Consider the following 26,823-nt stretch of genomic DNA (forward strand, 5'->3'; position numbering starts at 1 on the left):
CGATCCGCGTCACCGGGTCCTGTGTGAAAGAAGGACCATGACCGACACGACGCCTGCGCGCGCCCGAACGGCGCCCGCCACCGACCGCAGGGGCATCCTGCTGGTCTTCGTCGGGCTCATGACAGCCATGCTGCTGTCCGCCCTCGACCAGACCATCTTCTCCACCGCGCTGCCGACCATCGTCGGCGACCTCGACGGCGTCGACCACATGCTGTGGGTCACCACCGCCTACATCCTCGCCGCGACCATCATGATGCCGGTCTACGGCAAGGTGGGCGACCTCATCGGCCGCAAGCCCCTGTTCATGATCGCGATCGGGCTCTTCATGCTCGGATCCGTGGTGGGCGCGCTGTCCACCGGGATGACCGAGCTCATCGTCGGCCGCGCGATCCAGGGCCTCGGTGGCGGAGGGCTGATGATCCTCTCGCAGGCCGTGATCGCCGACATCGTGCCGGCTCGCGAACGCGGCAAGTACATGGGGCTCATGGGTGGCGTGTTCGCGCTCGCCTCCGTGGTCGGCCCGCTGCTGGGCGGCTGGTTCACCGAGTCGATCGGCTGGCAGTGGTGCATGTGGATCAACGTGCCGCTGGGCCTCATCGCCATGGCGTCCGTCGCGATCTTCCTGCACCCCGCCCCGCGCGACCGCGCCAAGCCGCGCCTCGACGTGGCGGGCATGGCCCTCATCGCGATCGCCTCCGCGTCGCTCGTGCTCTTCACCTCCTGGGGTGGCGGCACCTACGAGTGGACCTCGCCCATGATCCTGGGCCTCATCGCGCTGACCCTCGCAGCGGGGGCCGCGTTCGTCGCGGTCGAGCTGCGTGCCGCGGAGCCGATCATGCCGATGACGCTGTTCAAGGAGCGCAACTTCACGCTCACCACCGCGGCCGGCCTGCTGACCGGCATCGCGATGTTCGGCACGCTCGCCTACATGCCGACCTACCTCCAGATGGTGGCGCAGGTCGACGCGACCACGGCAGGCCTGCTGATGATCCCGATGATGGGCGCGATGCTCCCGACCTCGATCATCGTGGGCCGCGCGGTCTCCCGCACCGGCCGCTACAAGGTGTACCCGCTCGTCGGGGCATCGGTGATCGCTGTCGGCATGTTCCTGCTGTCGACCATGTCCTACAGCCAGCCGGTGTGGGTCACCTGCGTGTACCTCGCGGTGTTCGGCATGGGGCTGGGCTTCGCGATGCAGACGCTCGTGCTCATCGTGCAGAACACCTTCCCGCTGACGATGGTCGGCACCGCGACGGCGGCCAACAACTACTTCCGCCAGATCGGCGCCTCGCTGGGCGCCGCGGTGGTGGGCTCGATCTTCACCAACAACCTCATCGCGCTCCTCGCGGAGCGTGCCCCGGAGGGTGCGGCGAGCCTCGGTGGTGCCAACAGCCTCACGCCGGAGGCCGTGCAGCAGCTCCCGCAGCAGGCGCAGGACGTCATCGTGAGCTCGTACAACGACGCGCTCACGCCCGTGTTCCTCTACATCGTGCCGCTCGCGCTGCTCGCGCTCGTGCTCCTCATGTTCGTCAAGGAGGTGCCGCTGCGCACCACGCTCGAGCGTGACGCCGCCGCGCCGGGTGTCGACGCCGACGGGTCCATGCCCCTCGTGGCCGACGAGGCCGCGGGCGAGGCGCCGGGCGCCGGGGACGGCGAGCGTCGGGAGCCGTCGCTGGTCTGATCCGTCCGCGGGCGGCAGCGCGAAGGGCGAGGAGGGGAGACCCTCCTCGCCCTTCCGTGCGTCATACCTGGTGCGAGGGTGCACTTGACGCAAACTTGCAGAGACTGCAATGATGCGTCGTGTGCACGATGCGCCGCTGCGCCGTGCCGAGTCCCCACCGACGCGCCCGACGCGTCCGAGTCCCCTGAGGAGGATCCACTCGATGACGACCACGCTCGACAGATCAGCGAAGGCGCCCGCCGCCTCCAAGGGGGTCATCCCGGTCTTCATCGGCCTCATGACGGCGATGCTGCTCGCCTCGCTCAGTCAGACGATCTTCGCGACGGCGCTGCCCACCATCGTGGGCGAGCTCGACGGGGTGGACCACATGCTGTGGGTGACCACGGCGTACATCCTCGCGTCGACCATCATGATCCCCGTCTACGGCAAGCTCGGCGACCTCATCGGCCGCAAGCACCTGTTCATGGCGGCCATCTCGATCTTCGTGATCGGGTCCATCGTCGGCGGCCTCGCGACGTCGATGCCGCTGCTCATCACCGCCCGCGCGATCCAGGGCATCGGCGGTGGCGGCCTGATGATCCTGTCGCAGGCGATCATCGCGGACATCGTGCCGGCGCGCGAGCGCGGCAAGTACATGGGCATCATGGGCGCCGCGTTCGCGGTGTCCTCCGTGGCGGGCCCTCTGCTGGGCGGCTGGTTCACCGAGGGCATCGGCTGGCGCTGGGGCCTGTGGATCAACATCCCCCTGGGCATCCTCGCGATCGTCATGGCCGCTGCCTTCCTCCACCCGGCCCCCGAGGACCGTGCGAGGCCGCGCCTCGATGTCGCCGGCATGGCGCTGCTCGCGATCGCGACCACCGCGATCGTGCTCGTGACGTCCTTCGGCGGACGGACCTACGCCTGGGACTCCCCCCAGATCATCGGTCTCGGCGCCGTCACCGTGGTCGCCGCCGTGGCGTTCGTGCTGGTCGAGCGTCGGGCCGCCGAGCCGGTGATGCCGCTGCATCTGTTCCGCTCGCGCACCTTCAACCTCACCACCATCGCGGGCATGCTCACGGGCGTCGGGCTGTTCGGCGTGATCGGCTACATGCCCACCTACCTCCAGATGGTGGCGTCCGTGGACGCGACCGAGGCGGGCCTGCTCACCGCGCCGATGATGCTCACCATGCTGGTGACCTCGACCGTGACCGGCTTCATCGTGTCCAGGACCGGCCGGTACAAGTGGTACCCCGTGGCCGGCTCGGTGCTCATCGCGATCGCGCTCTACCTGCTGTCGACCCTGGAGTTCGACACGTCGATCTGGATCACGGTGGCCTACCTCGCGATGCTGGGCCTGGGCCTCGGCTTCTCGATGCAGACCATCGTCCTCATGGTGCAGAACGCGTTCCCGCTGCGCATCGTGGGCACCGCGACGGCGGGCAACAACTACTTCCGTCAGGTGGGTGCCTCGCTCGGCACGGCGGTGGTGGGCTCGATGTTCACCACGCGTCTGCTCGACCTCCTCGCCGAGCGGCTGCCGGCCGAGGCGCTCCAGGGCGGCGGCGGGTCGAACTCGCTCACGCCGGCGGCCGTCGCCGAGCTGCCGGACCAGATCCACGACATCATCGTCGGCGCGTACAACGATGCCCTCACGCCCGCGTTCCTGCTCATGGCGCCGCTCGCGGTGATCGGGGCCGTGCTGCTCCTGCTCGTCGAGGAGACGCCGCTGCGGACCACCGTCGCGAAGGACGCGGTGCCCGAGTCGCTCGAGGTCGACGGCGCGAGCTCCGAGTACCTCGAGCCGCATGACGCCGAGGTCGTCGAGGACGGCGCGCTGCCCGCACGCCGCTGACACGTCGACGGGAGGGCGGGGAGCGCGCTCCCCGCCCTCCCGCCATGTCCGGGGACGATGCGTCGGGCCGACCGCGTCCTTGTGCCGATGTGCACGGGGCACGCATCCGCGCATCCCCTCCACACGCGGAGGTGCGTCGTACCTCGCATCGCCTTCGCGTCCTCCACCGTGGGCCGCGGAGGTGACGCATGGCGGTCAAGGATGCGGTCGGACGGTACGGCGAGGACCTGGTGGTCCGCACGCTCGCGGAGGACGGCTGGGAGGTGCTGGCGCGCAACTGGCGCTGCCCGCTCGGTGAGATCGACATCGTCGCGCGGGACGGGACCGCGGTGGTGTTCGTCGAGGTCAAGACGCGACGCTCGGACGCGTTCGGCGGGGCGCTCGCGGCCGTCACACGCGGCAAGCTCGCGCGGCTGCGCCTGCTCGCGGGGGAGTGGGTCGCCGGTCAGGCCGCGCGGTGGCCGGAGATGCGGATCGACGTGGTCGGCGTGACCATCCCGCGCTCCGGGCGCGCGGTGATCGAGCACCTGCGAGGCGTCGGGTGATCGGGCGCTGCAGGTCGGTGGTGCTCACCGGGCTCATGGGCCACGTGATCGACGTCGAGGCCCACGTAGCGCGCGGGCTGCCCGCCTTCGCCATCGTCGGGTTGCCGGACGCGTCGCTCGCGGAGGCCAAGGATCGGGTCCGTGCCGCCGTCGCATCCTCGGGCGTGGAATGGCCGCGCCATCGGATCACCGTCAACCTGTCGCCCGCCTCGCTGCCCAAGTCCGGATCGGCGACGGACCTCGCGATCGCGGTCGCCGTGCTCGCGGCGGCCGGTGTGGTCGATGCGGGCCTGGCGCGAGAGCTCGTGCTGCTGGGCGAGCTGGGCCTCGACGGCCGGGTCCGGCCTGTCCGCGGCGTGCTCCCCGCGATCGCGGCGGCGGTCCAGGCGGGGGCCGCACGCGCGGTGGTGCCCGCGGGGAACGCGCGCGAGGCCGCGCTGGTCGCGGGCGCGCAGGTGGAGGGAGCCATCGCGCTCGCGAGCGTCCTCGGCGCGCTCGGGGCGGAGGCGACCGCCGAGTCGCTCGAACCCGTGCCGGCGCCCGCCATGCGGGTGCAGCGCGCCGTGGCGCGCGATCTCGCGGACGTCCGCGGTCAACCGCTCGCACGCCACGCGCTCGAGGTCGCGGCCGCGGGCGGGCATCATCTCCTCATGGTCGGTCCCCCCGGCGCGGGCAAGACCATGCTCGCCGAGCGGCTGCCCGGCATCCTCCCTGACCTCGACGACGCCGAGGCGGTCCGCGTCACGGCCGTCCACTCGCTGGCCGGCACCTTCGACGCGGGGGCGGGGCTCATGCGCCGGCCACCCCTCGAGGCACCGCACCACACCGCGTCGTCGGCGGCGATCGTGGGAGGCGGCAGCGGACTCGCGCGCCCGGGGGCCGTCTCGCTCGCGCACGCGGGTGTGCTCCTCCTCGATGAGGCGCCCGAGTTCCCCACCCGCGTGCTCGACACGCTGCGCCAGCCGCTCGAGCGGGGCGAGATCGTGCTGCACCGCGCGCACGGCGCGACCCGGTACCCGGCCCGCTTCCAGCTGGTGATGGCGGCCAACCCGTGCCCATGCGGGATGTTCGCGGGCACGGGGGAGGGCTGCAGCTGCACGGCGTTGGCGAGGCGGCGCTACCTGGGCCGCCTCTCCGGGCCGCTGCTCGACCGGGTCGACATCCGCGTCGAGGTGGGCGCCGCGGCGCGCGCGGACCAGCCGGGGGAGCCCACGGCCCGGGTCGCCGCTCGGGTCCGGGAGGCGCGCGACGCTGCTCGCGAGCGGCTCGCTCCCCATGGATGGACGCTCGCCGGCGAGGCCACGGGTCCATGGCTGCGCCGCGCCACGTCCCGAACCGCATGCGCGGGGCTGTGGCGCGCGGTCGAGCGCGGCGCGCTCACCGCGCGCGGCTTCGACCGCTCCCTCCGCCTCGCGTGGACCCTGTGCGACCTCGAGGGTGCCGCGTCTCCCGGGGTCGAGCACATCACGCAGGCGCTCGCCTTGCGCGAGGGTGCGGCCTCGTGACCAGCGAGGCGGACGCCGCGGTCGCGTGGAGCGCGCTCGCGGAACCCTGCGATGCGGCCGCCCTCGCCCTGATCCGTGTGCTGGGCCACGCCGGCGCGCTCGTCTGGGTGCGTGAGGCGGCAGAGGACCTCACCGCTGCCGCGTTCGAGCTCGCGTCGGTCCCCGAGACCGCCCGACGGGTCATGCCGGCGTGCGAGCGCTGGATCGCGCGGCTCGGGATCGCGGAGCCCGATGCTCTGCGTGCGCGCGCGTCACGCGTGGGAGCGCGGGCGATCACGCGCGGCGAACCGGGGTGGCCCGCGAGGCTCGCCGATCTCGAGGACGCGGAGCCGCATGCGTTGTGGGTGCGCGGATCGATCGACCTCGACGTGGCATGGTCCGCCTCCGTGGCGATCGTCGGCGCGCGCGCGGCCACGGCGTACGGGGCGCACATCAGCGCCGAGCTCGCCGCGGTCGCGGCGGAGGCCGGCCTCGCCGTCATCAGCGGCGGCGCGTACGGGATCGACGCTGCCGCCCATCGGGGCGCGCTCGGGGCGGGCGGGGTGACGGTCGCGGTCCTCGCCGGCGGGGTGGACCGCCTCTACCCGGCCGGCAATGCTCCGCTCCTCGAGCGCATCGCAGCCACCGGGGCCGTGGTGAGCGAGCTGCCGCCTGGCTTCGCGCCGCATCGTTCACGCTTCCTGCGGCGCAACCGGCTCATCGCCGCGGCGCGGGCGACGGTGGTGGTGGAGGCAGGTCTTCGCTCGGGCGCGCTCAGCACGGCGCGCGAGGCGCGCGAGCTGGTCCGTCCGCTCGGGGTGGTGCCGGGCCCGATGACGTCCGCGTCCTCGGCAGGGTGCCACGCGCTCGTGCGAGACCACCCCGAGAGCGTCGTGGTCCTCGGATCGCCGTCGCATGTGCTGGAGCTCGCGCGTCCCATCGGCGAGGCGCCCGAGCCGGACCTCCCGCGCGGCGGACCCGACTTCGGCTCGGAGCATGAGCGCCAGGCCTATGGCGCCATCCCGCTCCGTGGGGCCTCCGCGGCGGTGATAGCGATCGCCGCCGGGCTTACCGGGAAGGAGGCGACCGAGGCGCTCGCGGCCTTGCGAGGCCGCGGTCTCGCGACCGTCGCGGCCGGCGTCTGGAACCGCGCCGATCACCCTGATCCGCCTGATAAACCGGACAATACCCGACAAAGCCGCAGTGAATTCTGAGGTTGGTGTGACAAATGTTACTCAAGGTATTGATTTGACTGATGTGACGGTGCCATGGTGGCCGCATGGTCACCACGGACGCCGCCGCGAGCGAGCTGCTCGCCGCCTTCGAGAGGCACCTGCGCCACGAGCGCGGCCTCTCGGGGAACACGGTGCGCGCCTACCTCGGCGACCTGGTGCACCTCGGCACGCATCTGGGCGCCGCCGGTGACGGCCTGGACGCCGCGCTGACGGCCGTGACCCTCGCCGACCTGCGCACGTGGCTCGCGGCGATGGCGGAGGAGGGTCTCAGCCGGACCACGCTGGCGCGCCGCGGTGCCGCCGCCCGTGCCTTCTTCGCGTGGGCGGCCGACACGGACCGCATCGTCCCCAACCCTGCTCTGCGCCTCGCCTCCGCGCGACCCGCCACGGTGCTGCCGACCGTGCTGTCGCCGAGCGACGTGGTGACGCTGCTCGAGGTCGCGCGCACCCGCGCCGACGACGGCTCAGCGGTGCACCTGCGCGACTGGGCGGCGGTCGAGCTGCTGTACGCGACCGGGATGCGCGTGGGCGAGCTCGCGGGGATCGACCTTGCCGACCTCGACCTCGACCAGCTGCTGGTGCGCGTGGTCGGCAAGGGAGACAAGGAGCGCGTGGTGCCCTTCGGGACACCCGCCGCTGCCGCGCTTGCGGAGTGGATCGAGCGCGGCCGGCCGGAGCTGGTCGGCGCCGCGACGGACTCCGCGCTGTTCCTGGGCCGTCGCGGGCTGAGGGTCGACCAGCGCCAGGTGCGCGAGGCCGTCCACGAGCTCTGCAGGCTCGCCGGGGTCGCGGAGGTCGCGCCGCACGCGCTGCGTCACACCGCAGCGACGCATCTGCTCACGGGAGGCTCCGACCTGCGGAGCGTCCAAGAGGTCCTGGGTCACGCGAGCCTCGCCACGACCCAGCGCTACACGCATGTATCCGCCGAGCGGCTCCGCGCCGCCTACCACCTCGCCCATCCGCGCGCCTAGAGGGAGACGCCGATATGAACGAGCTCAACACGATGCTGTCCGAGGCCGAGCCGGAGACGCCGCTGGCCGTCCCCGACGCGACCACCGAGTGGTGGGAGCTGCTCGCGGCACGGGGCGCCGACGCCCCCGCCGCGCGCGACGCCCTCATCACGCACTACGCGCCGCTCGTGACCCATGTCGCGACGCGCATGATCGGCAAGCTCCCCGACACCGTCGAGCTCGCCGACCTCGTCTCCTACGGCATGTTCGGCCTCATCGACGCCGTCGAGCGCTTCGAGGCGGCGCGTGGCTTCAAGTTCGAGACCTACGCGTCGACGCGTATCCGCGGCGCGATCATCGACGAGCTCCGTGCTGCGGACTGGGTCCCGCGCTCGGTGCGGTCCAAGGCGAAGACCCTCGAGCACGCGACGCGCTCGCTCGAGCAGGAGCTGCTCCGACCCGTGACGGACGAGGACGTCGCGCAGCACCTCGGATGGGAGACGGCCGAGGTGCGGACCGTGCGCGCCCAGGTCGCGCTCTCGCACGTCGCCGCGCTCGACGGCATGCCGGCCGAGCCCGATACGCAGCCCATCCCCACGCTCGGGTCGTCCGCGATGGTGCAGGCCTCCGCACGGCTCGAGGCCCGTGAGACCTCGACGCTCCTCGCCGCCGCGGTGCAGGGCGTGCGGGACCGCGAGCAGGAGGTCCTGCGCCTCTACTACTACGAGAACCTCACGCTCGCGCAGATCGGATCGATCCTGGGCGTGACGGAGTCGCGCGTGTCGCAGATCCACTCGGCCGCGGTGAAGAAGCTGCGGGAGTCGCTGGTCCGCACCGGCGCCTTCTCCTGAGCGCCGACGTCGCCTGACGCCGGAGCGAGCGGCAGCAGCCTGACCGGGCCGAAGCCCTCGAGGAGGTCGAGCGGGTCGGTGTAGCCGCCATCGACCCGCACCCCCCAGTGGAGGCACGTGGCAGGCGCGCAGTGGCCCGGCTCGCTGCCGACCACCCCGACCTCCTCTCCGCGGGCCACCGCGGTGCCGACCGCGGGCGGCTCCGCAACGGGCTCGAGGGATGTCACCACGCCGTTCCCGTGGTCGACCGTCACCACGCCACGGTCCACCACGCGTCCGGCGAACGCCACCACCCCGGGCCCGGGCGCCGTCACCGCCTGACCGGGCACCGCCTCGAGGTCGATCCCTCGATGCCCGGCCGCCCACGGTTGAGCCGGCGCGACGAAGAGGGCGTGCGCCCGCATCGGCGCGAGCGGAGAGGACAGCGCCGGCGGCGCTGCGGTGGCCGATGCCGACGCGGTCAGCGCGGCGGCCAGCACGAGCGCGAGCGAGGCGCGCAGTCGAGGTCCCATGGGACGATGCTCGGGCCGGGCGCGCGTCCGGCGCAGGCACGGGGGAGCGCCAGGGGATGGGCATCCCGCGACACGGAGCCGTGCACATCGCCCGAGGTCGTCGCGAGGCCCGCGCGTCCGGTACTCTAGAACCCGCATCCGGCATGCCCGGATGACGTCGCGCGTCATTCGCCTCCCGTCGGAGGCGCCGGAAGGGCGAGGTCCGAGCAATCGGTGCCCGACCGCGTTGGCGCCAGGGATGCGAGCCACCCGGCCCGCATCGTCAACCGAAACAGGCGCCCCCAGGGGCGCCACCGAAAGAAGCACGCGCAGCGCGCGTGCGAAAGGAAGTGCCATGGCCGTCGTGACCATGCGCCAGCTGCTCGACTCGGGTGTCCACTTCGGTCACCAGACCAGCCGCTGGAACCCCAAGATGAAGCGTTTCATCTTCACCGAGCGCAACGGTATCTACATCATCGACCTGCAGCAGTCGCTCGCGAAGATCGACGCCGCGTACTCGTTCGTGCGCGACACCGTCGCCCACGGCGGCACCGTGCTGTTCGTCGGCACCAAGCGCCAGGCGCAGGAGCAGATCGCCGAGCAGGCCAAGCGCGTGGGCATGCCCTACGTCAACGAGCGCTGGCTGGGCGGCATGCTCACCAACTTCCAGACGGTGAGCAAGCGCGTGCAGCGTCTCAAGGAGCTCGAGGAGATCGACTTCGACGACGTCGCCGGCTCGGGCCGCACCAAGAAGGAGCTGCTCAACCTCCGCCGCGAGATGGAGAAGCTCGACAAGACCCTCGGCGGCATCCGCGACATGGCCAAGGTGCCGTCCGTCGTGTGGATCGTCGACACCAACAAGGAGCACCTCGCGGTCGACGAGGCGAAGAAGCTCGGCGTCCCCGTCGTCGGCATCCTCGACTCCAACTGCGACCCCGACCACGTCGCGTACGGCATCCCCGGCAACGACGACGCCATCCGCTCGGTGGGCCTGCTCACCCGCGTGATCGCGGACGCGGTCGCCGAGGGCATCCGCCTGCGTCACTCGGGCGGCACCACCGGTGCCGAGGCCGAGGCGACCGGCGACGCCGAGCCCCTCGCCGAGTGGGAGCAGGAGCTCCTCGACGGCGCGAAGGCGGAGGAGAAGGCCGAGGAGGCCCCCGCCGCCGAGACCACCCCCGCCGCCGAGGCCACCGAGGCCGCGGCCGACGAGAAGTAAGGACGCATCCCATGGCGAACTACACCGTCGCTGACATCCAGGCGCTCCGCGAGCGCACGGGTGCCGGCATGCTCGACGTCAAGAAGGCGCTCGACGAGGCCGATGGCAACCAGGAGAAGGCTGTCGAGATCCTTCGCATCAAGGGCCTGAAGGGCGTCGCCAAGCGCGAGGGCCGTTCGGCCTCCGAGGGCCTCGTCCTCAGCTCCATCCAGGACGCGGACGGCGGCCAGGTCGGCACGCTCCTCGAGCTCAACTCCGAGACCGACTTCGTCGCGAAGAACGAGAAGTTCATCGGCCTCGCCGAGCAGGTCCTCGCGGCCGTGGTCGCCGCCGGCGCCACGAACGCCGAGGAGGCCCTCGCGGCCGACATCGACGGCAAGACCGTCGGCACGTTCATCGACGAGGCCGCGGGCACGCTGGGCGAGAAGATCGTGCTGCGTCGCGTGGCGCGCATCGAGGCGCCGGTCGTGACCGAGTACCTCCACCGCACCAACAAGGACCTCCCGGCCCAGGTCGGCGTCCTCGTGGGCACCGACGCCGCGGCCGCCTCGGTGGCCAAGGACGTCGCGATGCACACCGCGGCGTACTCGCCCGCGTACCTCACCCGTGAGGACGCCCCGGAGGAGACCGTCGCCAACGAGCGTCGCGTCGCCGAGGAGGTCTCGCGTGCGGAGGGCAAGCCCGAGGCCGCGCTCCCGAAGATCATCGAGGGCCGCCTCAACGGCTGGTTCAAGGAGAACGTGCTGCTCGAGCAGGCGTTCGCCAAGGACCCGAAGACCACGGTCGGCAAGGTCGTGGCGGAGACGGGTGGCGCTGTTGTCGCCTTCGCCCGCTTCCGTGTGGGAGCCTAAGGCTTAGCCTTTCCCCACCACCCATATATGAGCAAGGCGCGGCGCGCCGTCAGGAGGAATCCGTGTCCGAGACCAGCGATCTGATCCCGGGCAAGGAGCCCCAGGCGGCGCGCCGCGTGCTTCTCAAGCTCTCCGGCGAGATGTTCGGCGGGGGGCAGCTGGGGCTCGACCCCGACGTGGTGAGCCGTGTCGCGCGCGAGATCGCGGATGCCGTCCGGCAGGGCGTGCAGGTGGCGATCGTCGTCGGCGGTGGCAACTTCTTCCGCGGCGCCGAGCTCTCCGAGCGCGGCATGGAGCGCTCCCGTGCCGACTACATGGGCATGCTCGGCACCGTGATGAACGCGCTCGCGCTGCAGGACTTCCTCGAGCAGGCGGGCGTCACCACGCGCGTGCAGACCGCCATCACCATGGGCCAGGTCGCCGAGTCGTACCTTCCGCTTCGCGCCATCCGGCACATGGAGAAGGGCCGCGTCGTGATCTTCGGCGCGGGCGCGGGCATGCCGTACTTCTCCACGGACACCGTGTCGCTCCAGCGTGCGCTTGAGACCCGGTGCTCCGAGGTGCTCATGGGCAAGAACGGCGTCGACGCCGTGTACTCGGCCGACCCTCGCAAGCACGCCGATGCGGAGCGGCTCGAGCATGTGACGTACGGCGAGGCGCTCCAGAAGCGGCTTGCCGTGATGGACGCCGCCGCCTTCTCGCTCGCGATGGACAACCGGATGCCCATGCAGGTGTTCGGCCTCGACACCCCTGGAAATGTGACTCGCGCCCTCCTGGGTGAGAGAATCGGAACCCTGGTGACGGCCTGACGCCGCACCGTTAGGAGACAAGCGTGACTGAGATGATCCTCCTCGAGGCCGAGGAGAACATGGACCAGGCTGTGGCCGTCGCGAAGGACAACTTCGGGAAGATCCGCACCGGCCAGGCGAGCTCCGCGATGTTCGCGTCGATCGCCGTCGACTACTACGGTGCCCCCACGCCGCTCCAGCAGCTCGCGTCGATCAACGTGACCGAGGCCCGCACCGTGGTCATCGCGCCGTACGACGCGAGCGCCAAGAAGGAGATCGAGACCGCCCTGCGGAACTCGGACCTGGGCGTCAACCCGTCCGACGACGGCAACGTGCTGCGCGTGGTCCTCCCGCAGCTCACGGAGGAGCGCCGCCGCGACTACGTGAAGCTCGCCAAGGCCAAGGCCGAGGAGTCGCGCGTCACCATCCGCAACATGCGCCGCAAGGCGAAGGACCAGATCGACGCCGCCGTCAAGGACGGCGAGGCCGGCGAGGACGAGGGCACGCGCGCGGAGAAGGAGCTCGACGCGCTCACCAAGAAGCACGTCGACGCGATCGACGCCCTGCTCGCCCACAAGGAGAGCGAGCTCCTGGCGGTCTGATGCCTGACGCGACCGTGCGACAGGGCGTCTCATGAGGTGGGGGCGCCGCCGCGAGGCGGACCTCGACACCTCGGAGCAGGACGCCCCGCTCGGGGCCCCTGTCGGCACGCCCATGTTCGCCCCCGTGAACGCCTCGCCCGTCGGGGAGCCCGTCCCGCAGGTGGCCGAGGCGGTGGCCCGGGCCGAGTCCCCCGTGGTCGCGCGCGACGCGGCGGAGGACGATGCCGTCGACCCGGTCGACGTGACCGTCCCCCTCCCGGACGCCGTGCCGGCGCCCCGCAAGCGAGGGGGACGCAACCTGGGTCTCGCGACCGTCGTGGGCGCGGTCCTCGGCGTCGGCGCGCTCGCGACGGCGTGGTGGGACCCCCTTGCCTTCGCCATCGCGATCTACGGCTTCTGCATCGCCGCGATCATCGAGTGGCGCGCCGCGCTCGCGCGGCACGGGATGCACATCGCGTTGACCCCCGTCCTGGTGGCGACCGTCGGCATGGGCGTCGCCACGTGGTACGGCGGGGGCGAGGGCCTGGTGGTCGCGCTGCTCGTCGCCTGCGCGGGCGTGGTCGCCTGGCGCATCGTCGACGACCGCGTCGAGAACACCATGGCGGACTCCCTGGTGAGCATCCTCACGCTCACGTGGATCCCGTTCCTCGGGTCCTTCATGCTGCTCATCGAGCTGTCGGACGACGGCTGGCAGCGGATCATGGTGGTGATGATCGCCGTGGTCTTCAACGACACGTTCGCGCTGTTCACCGGCATGCTGCTCGGCCGGCGCAAGCTGCTCGAGCGGGTCAGCCCGAACAAGACCTGGGAAGGCGCCATCGGAGGTGCGCTCTTCGGCATCGTCGGCGCGTCCGTCGGCGCCTACGTGCTGCTCGACGGCCGCTGGGCCCTGGGCGCCCTCGTGGGTGCCGCATGCGTGGTCGCCGCGGTGCTCGGCGATCTCGCCGAGTCCGTGCTCAAGCGCGACCTCGCCGTCAAGGACATGTCGAGCGTCATCCCCGGCCACGGGGGGATCCTCGACCGCCTCGACTCCCTGCTCCCGGCGGCGGCCGCGGCCTACGTCGTCTTCGCCCTTCCATCGTTCCTGGGGACCCTATGACCTCGCTGCCCACCCTCCCGATGCTCGCGCCGCGCCGCGGCAAGCCGCCGCGCCACTTCGCGGACCTGGACCCCGTCGAGCGGGTCGATGCGCTCAAGCAGCTGGGCCAGCCGGCCTTCCGCGCGAAGCAGCTCGCGACCCACTACTACGACCACCTCACGGTCGACCCCACGGACATGACGGACCTCCCGGCGACCGCCCGCGACACGCTCGTGGGCGAGCTGTTCCCGCCGCTGCTCACGCACGTCACGCAGCTCACGGCGGACGACGGCGCGACCATGAAGACGCTGTGGAACCTCATCGACAACGCCAAGGTCGAGTCGGTGCTGATGAAGTACCCCGACCGCGCGACGCTGTGCGTCACCAGCCAGGCCGGCTGTGGCATGGCGTGCCCGTTCTGCGCCACGGGCCAGATGGGCCTGACCCGCAACCTCTCCGCGGGCGAGATCATCGAGCAGGTGCGGCTCGCGGCCAAGCAGGCGCGCGACGGCGAGCTGGGAGGCGACCCCGTCCGCCTGTCGAACGTGGTGTTCATGGGCATGGGCGAGCCGCTCGCGAACTACGCCGCGGTGATGACCGCCGTGCGTGCGCTCACCAGCCCCGCTCCCGACGGGTTCGGGCTGTCCGCCCGGCACGTGACCGTGTCGACCGTGGGCCTCGTCACGGGCATCGACCGTCTCGCGGGGGAGGGGATCCCGGTCACGCTCGCGCTGAGCCTCCATGCGCCGGATGACGAGCTCCGCGACTCGCTGGTGCCGATCAACGCCCGCTGGAAGGTCGACGAGGCGCTCGACGCCGCTCGCCGGTACTTCGACGCCACCGGGCGCCGGGTCAGCATCGAGTACGCGCTGATCCGCGACATCAACGACCACGCGCACCGCGCGGAGCTGCTCGCGAAGAAGCTCAACGCGCGCGGCGACGGGTGGGTCCACGTCAACCCCATCCCGCTCAACCCGACGCCGGGCTCCAAGTGGACGGCGTCCGACCCCAAGGTCGAGCAGGAGTTCGTCCGCATCCTCAGAATGCACGGGATTCCCACGACCATCAGGGATACTCGGGGAAGCGACATCGACGGCGCGTGCGGCCAGCTGGCCATCAAGGAGAGGTGATGACTGTCCTGTTCCCCAAGGTGGGCTCACTCAAGCTCGGCTACAACACCACGCAGGTCGAGGAGTTCTTCGACCTGGCGCGCGCGGCGTACGAGCGTCCCGGCGAGGCGGAGAAGGCGCTCGAGCCGCTCGACGTGCGTCGCATGGCGTTCGACCTCAAGCACGGGGGCTATGACACCTCGGCGGTGGACGCCGCGCTCGACCGCCTCGAGACCGCCTTCGTGGGACGCCAGCGCGAGACCTACGTGCGCGCGAACGGCCAGGACGCCTGGATGCAGGAGCTCGCGACCCGCGCGCAGACGCTGTACCCGCGTCTGCGCCGCCCCGGCGGCGAGCGCTTCGCGCACCCGTCGCTGGTGAGCACCGGCTACCGCGCGTCCGACGTCGACGAGCTCCTGGCGCGGGTCACCGCCTTCTTCGACCGCGGCGCCCCGCTGACGGCGGACGAGGTCCGCGGTGCGACGTTCCGCTCGGCGCACGGTTCGCGTGCCTACGACGAGGGCACCGTCGACGCGTTCCTGGCGCGCATGGTCGACATCCTGCTCGGCGTCGCCGAGGGATGACCCGCACCGTCTCCCTGCTGGGCTCCACCGGTTCCATCGGGACACAGGCGCTCGACGTGGTCGCGCGCCATCCCGAGCGGCTCGACGTCGTGGCGCTCGCCGCCGGCGGCTCCGACCCCGACGCCATCATCGCGCAGGCGCTCGCGCATCGTCCCCGCTACGTCGCGGTCGCGCGGCAGGAGGCCGTCGCGCCCATCGCCGATGCGCTGCCCGGGATCGAGGTGCGCGGCGGGGCCGATGCGGTGGTGGAGGCCGCGCGGTTGGGCGCCGACGTGGTGCTCAACGGCATGACGGGCTCGGTGGGGCTGCGCCCCACGCTCGCCGCTCTCGAGTCCGGCTCGACGCTCGCGCTCGCCAACAAGGAGTCGCTGGTCGCGGGGGGCGCGCTGGTGCTCGCCGCGAAGCGGCGCGACGATCAGATCGTCCCTGTCGACTCCGAGCACTCCGCGCTCGCGCAGTCGCTGCGCTCGGGCACGCACGGCGAGGTCCGCCGGCTGGTGGTGACCGCCTCGGGCGGCGCGTTCCGCGGCCGCTCGCGCGCATCGCTCGCGCACGTGACGCCGGCCGATGCGCTGGCCCACCCCAACTGGGACATGGGCCCCGTGGTGACCATCAACTCGGCCTCGATGGTGAACAAGGCCCTCGAGGTGGCCGAGGCGCACCTGCTCTTCGACATCCCCATGGACCGCATCGACGTGGTGGTGCACCCGCAGTCGATCGTGCACTCCATGGTCGAGTTCGTCGACGGCGCGACCATCGCGCAGGCCTCGCCGCCGGACATGCGGCTGCCCATCGCGCTCGGGCTGAGCTGGCCCGAGCGGCTCGCGGACGTCGCGCCCCGGCTCGACTGGACCGCGGCCACCGCGTGGACCTTCGAGCCGCTCGACGAGGACGCGTTCCCCGCGATCCGCCTCATGCGGGACGCGGTCGCCGCATCGTCCCTGCATCCGGCCGTCTTCAACGCCGCCAACGAGGAGTGCGTGCAGGCGTTCGTCGACGGCGCGCTCCCGTTCCTCGGGATCGTCGACACGGTCCGGCGCGTTGTGGAGGCGTACGAGGCCCCGTCGAGCGTCACGCTCGACGCGGTGGACGAGGCCGAGCGGTGGGCGCGCACGCGTGCACACGAGGTCATCGCAGGAGTGGGAGAGTAGAACGTATGGCTGAGGTCGTGGGCTGGCTGGTGCTCATCGTCGGGCTGCTGGTGTCGGTGGCGCTGCATGAGCTGGGCCACATGCTGCCCGCCAAGCGCTTCGGGGTCCGCGTGAGCGAGTACTTCGTGGGCTTCGGGCCCAAGATCTGGTCCCGCAAGGGCAAGGAGACCGAGTACGGCGTCAAGGCGATCCCGCTGGGCGGCTACGTCAAGCTCATCGGGATGATCCCGCCCGCCGAACGTGTCAAGCCCGTCAAGGGCACGGGCCGCATCGCGCAGCTCATCGCGGACACCCGCGAGGCCTCGGTGGAGGAGATCCCCGAGGGTGAGGACCATCGCGCCTTCTACCACCTCACGTGGTGGCGCAAGGCGATCGTGATGTTCGGCGGACCGTTCGTCAACCTGGTGATCGCGCTGCTGCTGTTCACCGGCGTGTTTCTCGTCATGGGCACCCCGGGCGAGCCGACCCTCACCATCAACAGCCTGTCCGCGTGCGTGGCACCCGCCGGCCAGACCGAGTGCACCGCGGATGATCCGGCCGCGCCTGCCGCCGCGGCCGGCCTCCAGGCGGGAGACACGGTCACGGCGGTCGACGGCACCGCGATCAGCACGTGGGACGAGTTCACGGCCTACGTCGCGGACCGGCCCGGCCAGGAGATCGTCCTCGGCGTCGAGCGCGACGGCAGCGCCATGGACATCCCGGTCACGCCCGCCTTGAGCGAGCGCTACGTCTACGACGACGCCGGCGCCGTGGTGACGGATGCCAACGGTGACCCGATGACGCACGAGGTCGGCTTCGTGGGCATCGCGCCCGAGAGCACCACGGTGCACAGCGTCACGTCGGGTGCCGAGTACACCGCCTACGTGCTCGGGGCGACGGTCGACGCGGTGGTGCACCTGCCGCAGAAGGTCTACGACGTCGCCCTCGCCGCCGCGGGCGTCGAGGAGCGCTCGACCGACTCGCTCGTGAGCGTGGTCGGAGTCGGGCGCATCGCGGGCGAGATCAGCTCCGCCGACGTCGACGGTTACGGCATCGGCGCCAAGATCGCCGACGAGCTCATGCTGCTCGGCAGCCTCAACCTCGCCCTCTTCGCCTTCAACATGATCCCGCTGGTGCCGCTCGACGGCGGCCACATCGCCTCGGCGCTGTGGCAGGCGGTCAAGAACGGGTGGGCGCGCCTGCGCGGCCTGCCCCGCCCGGCGCCCGTGGACGTCGCGCGCATGATGCCCGTCGCCTACGGGGTCTTCGCGCTGCTGCTCGTCATGGGCGCCATCCTCATCTACGCGGACATCGTCGTACCCATCAGCGTGGTCTGACCAAGCCCGCACACGACCCTGGGAGATACTGACAACGTGACAGCCATCGGACTCGGCATGCCCGCCATGCCTGCACCCGTGCTCGCCCCGCGCCGCAAGACGCGCAAGATCAAGGTGGGCGACGTGTACGTGGGCGGCGACGCACCGGTGTCGGTGCAGTCGATGTGCACCACCAAGACCCACGACGTGAACGCGACGCTCCAGCAGATCGCGGAGCTCACGGCGGCCGGCTGCGACATCGTGCGCGTGGCCTGCCCCACGCAGGACGACGCCGACGCCCTGCCCGCGATCGCCAGGAAGTCCAACATCCCGGTCATCGCGGACATCCACTTCCAGCCCAAGTACGTGTTCGCCGCGATCGAGGCCGGCTGCGCCGCGGTCCGCGTCAACCCGGGCAACATCAAGAGGTTCGACGACCAGGTCAAGGAGATCGCGCAGGCGGCCAAGGACCACGGCACGTCGATCCGCATCGGCGTCAACGCCGGCTCGCTGGACAAGCGGCTGCTCGACAAGTACGGCAAGCCCACCGCGGAAGCCCTGGTGGAGTCCGCCGTGTGGGAGGCCAGCCTGTTCGAGGAGCACGACTTCCACGACTTCAAGATCTCGGTCAAGCACAACGACCCCGTGGTGATGGTGCGCGCCTACGAGATGCTGAGCGAGCGCGGCGACTGGCCGCTGCACCTCGGCGTGACCGAGGCGGGTCCGGCCTTCCAGGGGACCATCAAGTCCGCGACGGCCTTCGGCGCGCTCCTGAGCCAGGGCATCGGCGACACCATCCGCGTGTCCCTGTCCGCGCCTCCGGTCGAGGAGGTCAAGGTCGGCATCCAGATCCTTCAGGCGCTCAACCTGCGCCCCCGCAAGCTCGAGATCGTGTCGTGCCCCTCGTGCGGCCGCGCCCAGGTGGACGTCTACGAGCTCGCGGAGAAGGTCACCGCGGGCCTCGAGGGCATGGAGGTGCCGCTGCGCGTCGCCGTCATGGGCTGCGTGGTCAACGGGCCCGGCGAGGCGCGCGAGGCGGACCTCGGCGTGGCCTCGGGCAACGGCAAGGGCCAGATCTTCGTCAAGGGCGAGGTCATCAAGACGGTGCCCGAGAAGGACATCGTGGAGACCCTCATCGAGGAGGCGATGAAGATCGCCGAGACGATGGAGCCCGTCGAGGGTGCGTCCCCGGAGGTGATCGCCGCGTCATGACGGACTCGTTGCTCAGGCGTGCGCAGCATTCGCTGGCGCCCCTGCAGCGACGCGACGTCGACTCCGCGATCGAGCTCGCGGCCACCGATGCGGTGGCGCACGTGGTGCCGCTCATGCATCTCGAGGCCGCACGCGCCTCGGGCGTCATGCCGGGCTCGCTGTGGGGGGTGCGGCGGCGGTCCGGGCTCCACTCGGCGCTCATCGGCGTGGTGTGGAACGGCGCCAACCTGTGCGCGGTGCTGCCCTCCGGCGACCCCGAGGAGGACGATGCGCTGCGGGCCGAGGTCGCGGCGGGAGCCATCGCGCGGCTCACCCGACCCGCGGCGCTCGTGGGCCCCGCCGACGTGACGCTCGACCTGTGGGGCCGCGTCGAGCCGTGGTGGGGTCCCGCACGGGAGGTGCGCGCGCGACAGGTCTCGATGGCGATCTCTGGCGAGCCCACGCGCGTCGAGGGCCTCGACGCCGCCGACCTCGCGCTCGAGGAGGTGCGCGAGTCGACGCTGGACGACTACGACGTGCTGCTCCCGGCATGCGTGCACATGTTCATCGGGGAGGTGGGCTACGACCCCCTCCAGCACGGGCGCGCGGGATACGAGGAGCGGCTGCGGTACCTCATCCGTGCCGGCCGTTCCTTCGTGCAGCTCGGCACCGTGAACGGGTCGCGCCAGGTGGTCTTCAAGGCCGAGGTGGGCGCCCTCGGAGGCGGGGTCGCGCAGGTCCAAGGCGTGTGGGTGCACCCTGCGGTGCGGGGCCGGGGCCTCGCGCGCGCGGGCATGGCCGCGACGGTCGACCTGGTGCGTGAGCGCCTCGCGCCCACCGTGAGCCTCTACGTGAACGACTTCAACCCGGTCGCGATCCGCACGTACGACGCGGTCGGCTTCGCACGCGTGGGGACCTTCGCGACCGTGATGTTCTAGGGCGAGGCGGACAGCTCGACCCGTCGGGTCCGCGCGCCATCTCCCGAAGGCGTGGTGCCCCGCCCCACGGAGGCCGTGGCGACGCGACGCCGGGCGGTGCTCGGAGCGTCGAGGTCACAATGGGGTCACGCTCGACGGCACCGGGGCGAAAGCCCTGGTGCCGCTGCTAGCGTGGCACGCGATGCCATGGGTGAGGCGGGCTCGCCGAGCCGGACCTGCGGTGTCTGGGGGGATCGCATGCTCGCGCACACATCCAGGACCGCACGTCTCGCGGCGGCGCTCGTCGCCGCGCTCCTGATCGTCCTCGGCGTGCCGTCCGCAGCGGAGGGCGCGGTCACCCGCACCATCGCGGGCACGGTGACCGGCGGCGACGTCGACGCCGGCTGGGCGAAGCTCTTCACCTGGAAGGGCGACCTGGTCGAAAGGGTCGGCATCGAGGACGGCGCCTACCGCTTCGAGGACGTCAAGGCGGGCGGCTACAAGGTCCTTGTCGGCGGCGTTCCCCGACGCTCGGTCCAGTGGGCGGAGTACAGCGAGAGCGGCTTCCTCGGACTTGGCGGGTCCGCGTTCCCAGGACGTATCTGGATCTCGTCCTCATCGCCCAGCACGGTGCGCGCCTGGGACGTCGCCCTCGACGCATCGACGCCGCTCATGGTGCGGGTCCAGGGCAAGGAGGCCTGGAGCACCGACGTGCTGTGCGTCGCCGCGTACGGGTACCCGTTGAGCGAGAGCACACAGGACGCCATCGCCAGGAACACCCATAATGCGGAGCATCCTGAGCAGTGGGAGATGCCCGTCTCGATCGACTGCACCCGTCCCGGTGGGACGGCGGTGCTCGACGAGGTGGAGGTGGGGGAGGACTACGTCCTGCGCATCGTCCCGGCGAACCTGCGCACGCCTGAGGGGTGGCAGGGATACACCGGCGACGACTTCTGGTTCGGCAACTACGACGATCTCCTCCGACGGGTCCACGAGGACGCGGCCGGGAGCATCCTCATCCTCGGGCCGCGCAACGTCCCCGCCACGCTCGTGACAGTGAGGTCCCGGGTCCGAGGCCAGCAGGTCGATGTCGCGCACTTCAAGGACGTGCAGGGGCACGACGGCGCATTCGGCGCGGTCTCGTGGATCGGAGCGCGTGGCATCGCCAAGGGCTACGACGACGGCAGCTTCCGCGGCGTCAACGGGCTGACGCGGCGCCAGATGGCGATGTTCCTCTACAGGTATGCGGGGTCGCCCGCGGTGGAGCTTCCCGCGCAGTCGCCGTTCACCGATATCGAACCCGGCGACACCGGCTACCGGGCCATCGTGTGGGTCGCGCAGGAGGGCATCGCGACGGGCTACCCGGACGGTACGTATCGGGACATGCGCACCCTCACACGCCGGCAGATGGCGTTCTACCTCTACCGGTTCGCGGGTGAGCCTGGCTACACGCCGCCCGCCACGCCCGCATTCCCCGATGTCCACCCGGGCGACCCCGGCTACGACGCCATCTCCTGGGTGTACGAGAAGGGCATCGCGACCGGCCACGACGACGGCACGTACCGTGACGAGGACGACCTCACGCGGCAGCAGATGGCCTTCTTCCTGGTGCGGCTCTCGCGCGTCTGAGGCCATCGCCCGCCGCTGGCGCGACGCGCGCCGGTCGCGGTGGGCACGGCGGGCATACGCGCTCGGCCGCGGCGACGGCGTTCGCGCCGCATCGTGCGCCCCGGGCGACCGATACCCTTGTCCCCATGCTTCGCATGTCCACTCTCTTCCTGCGCACGCTGCGCGAGAACCCCGCCGACGCCGAGGTCGCGTCGCACCAGCTGCTGGTCCGCGCCGGCTACATCCGCCGGGCCGCGCCCGGCATCTACACCTGGCTGCCGCTGGGGCTCAAGGTGCTCGCCAAGGTCGAGGCCGTGGTGCGCGAGGAGATGGACGCCGCGGGCGGCCAGGAGGTGCACTTCCCGGCGCTGCTCCCGCGCGAGCCCTACGAGGCGACCGGCCGCTGGACCGAGTACGGCCCCAACCTGTTCCGCCTCCACGACCGCAAGGGCGGCGACTACCTGCTCGCGCCCACGCACGAGGAGATGTTCACGCTGCTGGTGAAGGACCTGTACTCGTCGTACAAGGACCTGCCGCTCACGATCTACCAGATCCAGACCAAGTACCGCGACGAGGCGCGTCCCCGCGCGGGCCTGCTGCGCGGACGCGAGTTCATCATGAAGGACTCGTACTCGTTCGACATCTCGGACGAGGGCCTCGACGCCTCCTACGCGGCCCAGCGCGAGGCGTACATCCGCATCTTCGACCGCCTGGGACTCGAGTACGTGATCGTGACCGCGACGTCGGGCGCGATGGGCGGCTCCAAGTCGGAGGAGTTCCTGTCGCCCACCGAGGTGGGCGAGGACACGTACGTGCGCTCTCCGGGCGGCTACGCCGCGAACGTGGAGGCCGTCACCACGCCGGTGCCTGCCGCCGTCGACTGGTCGGATGCCCCGGCCGCGCACGTCGAGGACACCCCCGACACCCCGACCATCGAGACGCTCGTCAACGCCGCGAACGCCGCGCACCCGCGCGCCGACCGCGCGTGGACCGCGGCCGACACGCTCAAGAACGTGGTGCTCGCCCTCACGTCGCCCACGGGGGAGCGCTCGCTGCTCGTCGTGGGCATCCCCGGCGACCGGGACGCGGACATGGCACGCCTCGAGGCCGCGCTGGCGCCGTTCGACGTCGAGGCGGCGAACGAGGAGGACTTCGCCAAGCACCCGCAGCTGACCAAGGGCTACATCGGCCCCGGCGCGCTCGGCCCGCAGGCCCGCCCCGAGGGCGTCGCCCGCGGCGACGAGGGCGACGTGGCGATCCCGTACCTGGTCGACCCGCGCATCGTCGACGGCACGCGCTGGATCACCGGCGCCGACGTCCACGGCAAGCACGTCTTCGAGCTCACGATGGGCCGCGACTTCACCGCCGACGGCACCATCGAGGCGGCCAGCGTCCGCGCCGGCGATCCGGCGCCCGACGGCTCGGGCCCGCTCGAGCTCGCGCGTGGCGTCGAGATCGGCCACATCTTCCAGCTGGGCCGGAAGTACGCCGAGGCGCTCGACCTGCGGGTGCTCGACGAGAACGGCAAGCAGCAGGTGGTGACCATGGGCTCGTACGGCATCGGCGTCACGCGCGCCGTCGCGCTGCTCGCGGAGAACAACCACGACGAGCTGGGCCTGCGCTGGCCCATCCACGTCGCGCCGTACCAGGTGCACGTCGTGGCGACCGGCAAGGACGATGCGGTGTTCGAGGCCTCGGCGAAGCTCGCCGCGGAGCTCGAGGCCGCCGGTGTCGAGGTCTGCTACGACGACCGTTTCAAGGTCTCGCCCGGCGTGAAGTTCAAGGATGCCGAGCTCATCGGCGCCCCCTTCATCCTGGTGGTGGGCCGCGGGCTCGCCGAGGGCACCGTCGAGCTCAAGGTGCGGGCCGAGGGCTCCAGCGAGGCGCTCCCGGTGGACGATGCGGCGGCCTTCGTCGCCGCGCGCGTCAAGGGGGCGCTGGCTGGCTGACCTCCTGCCGACACCGGCAACGGATCTCGACCCGACACGCCGCCTCACGCGACCCGGAAGGGCCATGGAGGCGGCGTGTCGCCGTCAACTCCGTTGCGAGTGTCACGAGGTGGTGAGACCAGGGAGCACCGGGACGGACGATGCGTCGAATCCCGGCAGAGCAGCGGCGGCGGCGAACGCGTCGTACGCGGCGTCGAGGATCCATGCGACATCCGCATCGTCGGCGCCGTCGATGAGCGCGGCGTAGTCCTCGGACAACGCGAGCTCGAGCGCGACCTCCATGGCCGCGCGGCCCGTCGCCGACGCGGTGTCGACCGGCGCGACGTCGTACAGCGGCTCCCGCAGGTCCTCGACCCCGGGGAGCGCGACGAGCGCGTCGGCGCGTGCCGCGTGGATCCGGGAGCGCTTCAGGGCGTCCGCGCGCTCATCCTCCTCGGCGCGCGCCGCCGCGACCTCGTACGCGAACGCGGCCTGGTCGTGCGCGAGCGCGAGCCGTGCGAGCAGGTCGCCGTCGACCGCTGTCCCGTCGCGCGGCAGGAGGCCGGTGCCGCCCGAACCGGGCATCGTCCGTTCCGCGGGCTCGGCGCCGGCGAGCGAGGCGTAGGTGGTGGCCATCGCGTGCGAGAGCGCGATCGAGCGCAGCATCGCGGCAAGCCCGGGATCCTCGGAGGCCGCGTCGGCGGCGTCGGCGAGCGCCCCGTCGATCGCCTCGGTGACGGCTGCCGCGAAGGTCGCGGCCTCGACGGACGGGGAGGGGGCGGGGGAGGCGGACGGGTACTCGACGTAGACGCCGCCGAGCGCCTCGAGCCGCTCGGGTGCGAGCTCCGCCTCGAGCAGCCCGGCCTCGGTGGAGTCGGCGGTGGCGATCACCGCCTGCTCCCGCACCGCGGCGGCGTCGCGCAGCACCACGGTCGGGGTGGGCGTGCGGCTCGGGATCGGCGGAGTCTCCATGCGCCACGAGCATCCGCCGGCGAGCGTCGCGAGCCCGGCTACGGCCGCGATCAGGCGCATCGTGCGTCGCGGTGGGGGCGTCATGGGCGCCATCATGACACGCCCCCGACAGGGCCCTAGAATATGACCGACCGAATTTCAGGAACGGAGCGCGTGCCGCGCGTGGGAGGCGATGCCATGGACATCTCTGGACGCATCATCGAGCTTGCCGCGCCGGCGGCGGAGGCCGTCGGGCTTGTCGTCGAGGGGGTGGACGTCACCGCCGCGGGCAAGCGCTCGCGGGTGCTCGTGACGGTCGACCTCCCCGAGACCGAGGTCGGCAGCGCCGACCTGGACAAGGTCGCCGAGGCCTCCCGCAGCATCGGCGCCGCGCTCGACGAGGCGAACGTGCCCTCCACGCCGTACGTCCTCGAGGTCTCGACCCCCGGCACCGACCGCGCCCTCACGGAGCGCCGTCACTTCCTGCGTGCCCGCACGCGGCTCCTCGAGCTGCGCCTCGCGGACGGCACGGTGACAGGACGCCTGACCGACGTCGACGGTGACGAGCTGGTGCTCGACGTCGACGGCGAGCAGCGGCGAGTGCCGCTCGGGGACGTCACCGAGGGACGCATCGTCGTGGAGCTCAAGAGGCTGGGAGAGAACTAGGACATGGACATCGACATGGCGGCCCTGCGGGGCCTCGAGCGCGAGAAGGACATCCGTCTGGACGTGCTCGTCGACGCGATCGAGCAGGCGCTCGTCTCGGCGTACCACAAGACCCCCGGCGCCTACCGCCACGCGCGCGCCCACCTCGACCGTGTGACCGGCAAGGTGTCGATCCTCGCGCGGGAGGACGCCGAGGAGGGTCAGGACCCCGTCGAGATGCCCGAGTTCGACGACACCCCGAAGGACTTCGGCCGCATCGCGACCTCGACCGCGCGCCAGGTCATCTTCCAGCGCCTGCGCCAGGCGGGGGACGATGCGGTGCTGGGCGAGTACGCGGGCCGCGAGGGGCAGATCGTCTCGGGTCTGATCCAGCAGTCGTCCGACCCCAAGAACGTCCACGTCGACCTGGGCGACGTGGAGGCGATCCTGCCGCCGCACGAGCAGGTGCCCACCGAGGTCTACGTGCACGGCGAGCGTCTCAAGGGCTACGTGCTCGAGATCGGGCGCGGACAGAAGGGCCCGTCGATCACGCTGTCCAGGACGCACCCCGGCCTGGTCCGCAAGCTCTTCGAGCTCGAGGTCCCGGAGATCGCGGACGGCACCGTCGAGATCATGTCGCTCGCCCGCGAGGCGGGTCACCGCACCAAGATCGCGGTGCGCGCGACCGTGCCGGGCGTCAACGCCAAGGGCGCGTGCATCGGCCCCATGGGATCGCGCGTGCGTGCCGTGATGAGCGAGCTGCGCGGAGAGAAGATCGACATCATCGATTGGGACGACGACCCGGCGACGTTCGTGGGCAACGCGCTGTCGCCGTCGCGCGTCGTGTCGGTGACCGTGGTGGACGAGGAGGCCCGTGCCGCGCGCGTCGTGGTCCCCGACTTCCACCTGTCGCTCGCGATCGGCAAGGAGGGGCAGAACGCCCGCCTCGCCGCACGCCTCACGGGCTGGCGCATCGACATCCGCTCGGACGAGCAGCCGGACGTCCCCGGGCGTGCCGGTTCCGGCCGCTGACCGGGAACCGCTAGACTGGTGCAGCCGAGAGATCCGTCACGTGACGTCGGCGCCCCCGCCACCGCTTCCCAGGAACCGGTGCGGACGTGCGTCGGCTGCAGGGGTCGGGGGTCTCGGTCGGTCCTTGTGCGGGTGGTGAGCGTGGACGGCCTCGCGGTCGTCGATGAGCATCGCAGCCTGCCGGGCCGGGGAGCCTGGCTGCACCCCGACCCGGGATGCCTCGCGCAGGCGCTGAAGCGTCGGGCCCTGCCGCGCGCACTGCGCGTGCCGGAGCTGGATGCCACCGGCCTCACGGTCGGTGAGCGTGGACCGTGCCCACCATCGAATCAGACGGGATGAAAGCCCATGGCCAAGCGATGAGCATCTCACGATGAGCACCCAGCCGTAACGATGGCTCGACCCTGTCTTGGGCGAGCCGAGACAGGAGAGAAGTGGCAAAGCCCCGCGTCCATGAGATCGCGAAGGAGCTCGGAGTCTCGAGCAAGGACCTGATCGCCAAGCTGAACGAGCTCGGCGAGTACGTCAAGGGTCCGTCCTCCACCCTGGAGGCACCCGTGGTGCGCAAGGCGCGCGACGCCTTCCCCACGACCAAGTCGTCCGCCACCGCGGCGGAGAAGCCGGCGGCGTCGGCGAAGCCTGCCGCCAAGCCCGCGGCCGGCCCCAAGCCGGGTCCCAAGCCCGCGCCCAAGCCCGCGCCCGAGGCGGCGCCTGTCGCCGAGGAGCCGACCCCGGCCCCCGCGCCGCAGTCCGCCCCGAAGCCTGCGCCCAAGCCCGCCGCTGAGAAGGCGGCCCCGGCCGCCGAGGCC

25 protein-coding genes and 1 pseudogene are annotated in these 26,823 nt (G+C 71.7%); 24 read left to right on the forward strand and 2 right to left on the reverse strand.

The window, feature by feature from the left end:
* The first annotated feature begins 37 nt into the window (after positions 1-37).
* The 7 genes from AOM00_RS05945 (at position 38) to AOM00_RS15770 (ending at position 8,577) form a co-directional block, all read left to right on the forward strand.
* Positions 38-1,681, forward strand: coding sequence for an MDR family MFS transporter (locus AOM00_RS05945; RefSeq protein WP_082096671.1), 1,644 nt, complete (start codon positions 38-40; stop codon positions 1,679-1,681).
* A gap of 202 nt (positions 1,682-1,883) precedes the next feature.
* Positions 1,884-3,512, forward strand: a complete 1,629-nt coding sequence (locus tag AOM00_RS05950; protein ID WP_082096673.1) for an MDR family MFS transporter — start codon at positions 1,884-1,886, stop codon at positions 3,510-3,512.
* Positions 3,513-3,700: 188 nt separating this feature from the next.
* Positions 3,701-4,057: a YraN family protein gene (locus AOM00_RS05955; protein ID WP_062516910.1), complete on the forward strand. Its 357-nt coding sequence runs from the start codon at positions 3,701-3,703 to the stop codon at positions 4,055-4,057.
* Positions 4,054-5,562 carry a YifB family Mg chelatase-like AAA ATPase gene (locus tag AOM00_RS05960; RefSeq protein ID WP_082096675.1) on the forward strand — a complete coding sequence of 503 codons (1,509 nt, stop codon included), beginning with the start codon at positions 4,054-4,056 and terminating at the stop codon, positions 5,560-5,562. Before AOM00_RS05955 ends, AOM00_RS05960 begins: the two co-directional genes overlap by 4 nt.
* The gene (gene dprA, locus AOM00_RS05965) at positions 5,559-6,755 is read left to right on the forward strand and encodes a DNA-processing protein DprA (RefSeq protein ID WP_062516911.1); all 1,197 of its coding nucleotides are present in this window, start codon (positions 5,559-5,561) and stop codon (positions 6,753-6,755) included. The genes AOM00_RS05960 and dprA overlap by 4 nt, the downstream gene beginning before the upstream one ends.
* A gap of 65 nt (positions 6,756-6,820) precedes the next feature.
* Positions 6,821-7,747, forward strand: coding sequence for a tyrosine-type recombinase/integrase (locus AOM00_RS05970; RefSeq protein ID WP_062516912.1), 927 nt, complete (start codon positions 6,821-6,823; stop codon positions 7,745-7,747).
* Positions 7,748-7,761: 14 nt separating this feature from the next.
* Positions 7,762-8,577: a sigma-70 family RNA polymerase sigma factor gene (locus tag AOM00_RS15770; protein ID WP_062516913.1), complete on the forward strand. Its 816-nt coding sequence runs from the start codon at positions 7,762-7,764 to the stop codon at positions 8,575-8,577.
* Positions 8,578-8,660: 83 nt separating this feature from the next.
* Here the strand turns inward: AOM00_RS15770 and AOM00_RS15950 are convergent.
* A pseudogene (locus AOM00_RS15950) lies at positions 8,661-9,440 on the reverse strand (peptidoglycan DD-metalloendopeptidase family protein); the annotation flags it as partial.
* On the opposite strand from AOM00_RS15950, the gene rpsB reads away from it, so the two are divergent.
* From rpsB to AOM00_RS06045, 13 genes are all read left to right on the forward strand, one after another.
* Positions 9,424-10,287 carry a 30S ribosomal protein S2 gene (gene rpsB, locus AOM00_RS05985; RefSeq protein WP_062301236.1) on the forward strand — a complete coding sequence of 288 codons (864 nt, stop codon included), beginning with the start codon at positions 9,424-9,426 and terminating at the stop codon, positions 10,285-10,287. The pseudogene AOM00_RS15950 and the gene rpsB overlap by 17 nt on opposite strands.
* Before the next feature lie 11 nt (positions 10,288-10,298).
* Positions 10,299-11,138, forward strand: a complete 840-nt coding sequence (gene tsf, locus AOM00_RS05990) for a translation elongation factor Ts (RefSeq protein ID WP_062516915.1) — start codon at positions 10,299-10,301, stop codon at positions 11,136-11,138.
* 62 nt (positions 11,139-11,200) lie between these two features.
* Entirely contained in the window at positions 11,201-11,947 is a 747-nt protein-coding gene (gene pyrH, locus AOM00_RS05995; RefSeq protein ID WP_062516916.1) for a UMP kinase, read from the forward strand.
* 23 nt (positions 11,948-11,970) lie between these two features.
* Positions 11,971-12,528 carry a ribosome recycling factor gene (gene frr / locus AOM00_RS06000; RefSeq protein WP_062516917.1) on the forward strand — a complete coding sequence of 186 codons (558 nt, stop codon included), beginning with the start codon at positions 11,971-11,973 and terminating at the stop codon, positions 12,526-12,528.
* Positions 12,529-12,559: 31 nt separating this feature from the next.
* On the forward strand, positions 12,560-13,627 hold the full coding sequence (locus tag AOM00_RS06005) for a phosphatidate cytidylyltransferase (RefSeq protein ID WP_062516918.1): 1,068 nt from the start codon (positions 12,560-12,562) through the stop codon (positions 13,625-13,627).
* Positions 13,624-14,736 carry a dual-specificity RNA methyltransferase RlmN gene (gene rlmN, locus AOM00_RS06010; protein WP_062516919.1) on the forward strand — a complete coding sequence of 371 codons (1,113 nt, stop codon included), beginning with the start codon at positions 13,624-13,626 and terminating at the stop codon, positions 14,734-14,736. Before AOM00_RS06005 ends, rlmN begins: the two co-directional genes overlap by 4 nt.
* A complete protein-coding gene (locus AOM00_RS06015) occupies positions 14,736-15,299 on the forward strand; it encodes a DivIVA domain-containing protein (RefSeq protein ID WP_062516920.1) in 564 nt (187 codons plus the stop codon). Before rlmN ends, AOM00_RS06015 begins: the two co-directional genes overlap by 1 nt.
* Positions 15,296-16,450 carry a 1-deoxy-D-xylulose-5-phosphate reductoisomerase gene (gene dxr / locus AOM00_RS06020; protein ID WP_062516921.1) on the forward strand — a complete coding sequence of 385 codons (1,155 nt, stop codon included), beginning with the start codon at positions 15,296-15,298 and terminating at the stop codon, positions 16,448-16,450. The genes AOM00_RS06015 and dxr overlap by 4 nt, the downstream gene beginning before the upstream one ends.
* A 5-nt stretch (positions 16,451-16,455) precedes the next feature.
* Positions 16,456-17,766, forward strand: coding sequence for a M50 family metallopeptidase (locus AOM00_RS06025; protein ID WP_062516922.1), 1,311 nt, complete (start codon positions 16,456-16,458; stop codon positions 17,764-17,766).
* 57 nt (positions 17,767-17,823) lie between these two features.
* Positions 17,824-18,957, forward strand: a complete 1,134-nt coding sequence (ispG, locus tag AOM00_RS06030) for a flavodoxin-dependent (E)-4-hydroxy-3-methylbut-2-enyl-diphosphate synthase (protein ID WP_062516923.1) — start codon at positions 17,824-17,826, stop codon at positions 18,955-18,957.
* Positions 18,954-19,874, forward strand: a complete 921-nt coding sequence (locus AOM00_RS06035) for a GNAT family N-acetyltransferase (protein ID WP_062516924.1) — start codon at positions 18,954-18,956, stop codon at positions 19,872-19,874. Before ispG ends, AOM00_RS06035 begins: the two co-directional genes overlap by 4 nt.
* Before the next feature lie 237 nt (positions 19,875-20,111).
* Positions 20,112-21,482, forward strand: coding sequence for an S-layer homology domain-containing protein (locus AOM00_RS06040; RefSeq protein WP_062516925.1), 1,371 nt, complete (start codon positions 20,112-20,114; stop codon positions 21,480-21,482).
* Between the two features lie 134 nt (positions 21,483-21,616).
* Positions 21,617-23,410, forward strand: a complete 1,794-nt coding sequence (locus AOM00_RS06045; RefSeq protein WP_062516944.1) for a proline--tRNA ligase — start codon at positions 21,617-21,619, stop codon at positions 23,408-23,410.
* A 102-nt stretch (positions 23,411-23,512) separates the two neighbouring features.
* Here AOM00_RS06045 and AOM00_RS06050 read toward each other — a convergent pair whose 3' ends face one another.
* Entirely contained in the window at positions 23,513-24,445 is a 933-nt protein-coding gene (locus AOM00_RS06050) for a DUF4439 domain-containing protein (RefSeq protein ID WP_156159058.1), read from the reverse strand.
* A 93-nt stretch (positions 24,446-24,538) separates the two neighbouring features.
* Between AOM00_RS06050 and rimP the strand changes: the two genes are divergently transcribed.
* The 4 genes from rimP to AOM00_RS06065 form a co-directional block, all read left to right on the forward strand.
* Positions 24,539-25,006, forward strand: coding sequence for a ribosome maturation factor RimP (gene rimP / locus AOM00_RS06055; RefSeq protein WP_062516945.1), 468 nt, complete (start codon positions 24,539-24,541; stop codon positions 25,004-25,006).
* A gap of 3 nt (positions 25,007-25,009) precedes the next feature.
* Positions 25,010-26,017, forward strand: a complete 1,008-nt coding sequence (nusA, locus tag AOM00_RS06060; protein ID WP_062516927.1) for a transcription termination factor NusA — start codon at positions 25,010-25,012, stop codon at positions 26,015-26,017.
* 78 nt (positions 26,018-26,095) lie between these two features.
* Positions 26,096-26,356, forward strand: a complete 261-nt coding sequence (locus tag AOM00_RS15175) for a YlxR family protein (protein ID WP_369345418.1) — start codon at positions 26,096-26,098, stop codon at positions 26,354-26,356.
* A gap of 92 nt (positions 26,357-26,448) precedes the next feature.
* A partial coding sequence (locus AOM00_RS06065; RefSeq protein WP_174442331.1) for a translation initiation factor IF-2 N-terminal domain-containing protein occupies positions 26,449-26,823 on the forward strand: 375 nt, incomplete at its 3' end.

It is taken from the genome of Demequina gelatinilytica (assembly GCF_000971115.1).
GTDB lineage: Bacteria > Actinomycetota > Actinomycetes > Actinomycetales > Demequinaceae > Demequina > Demequina gelatinilytica.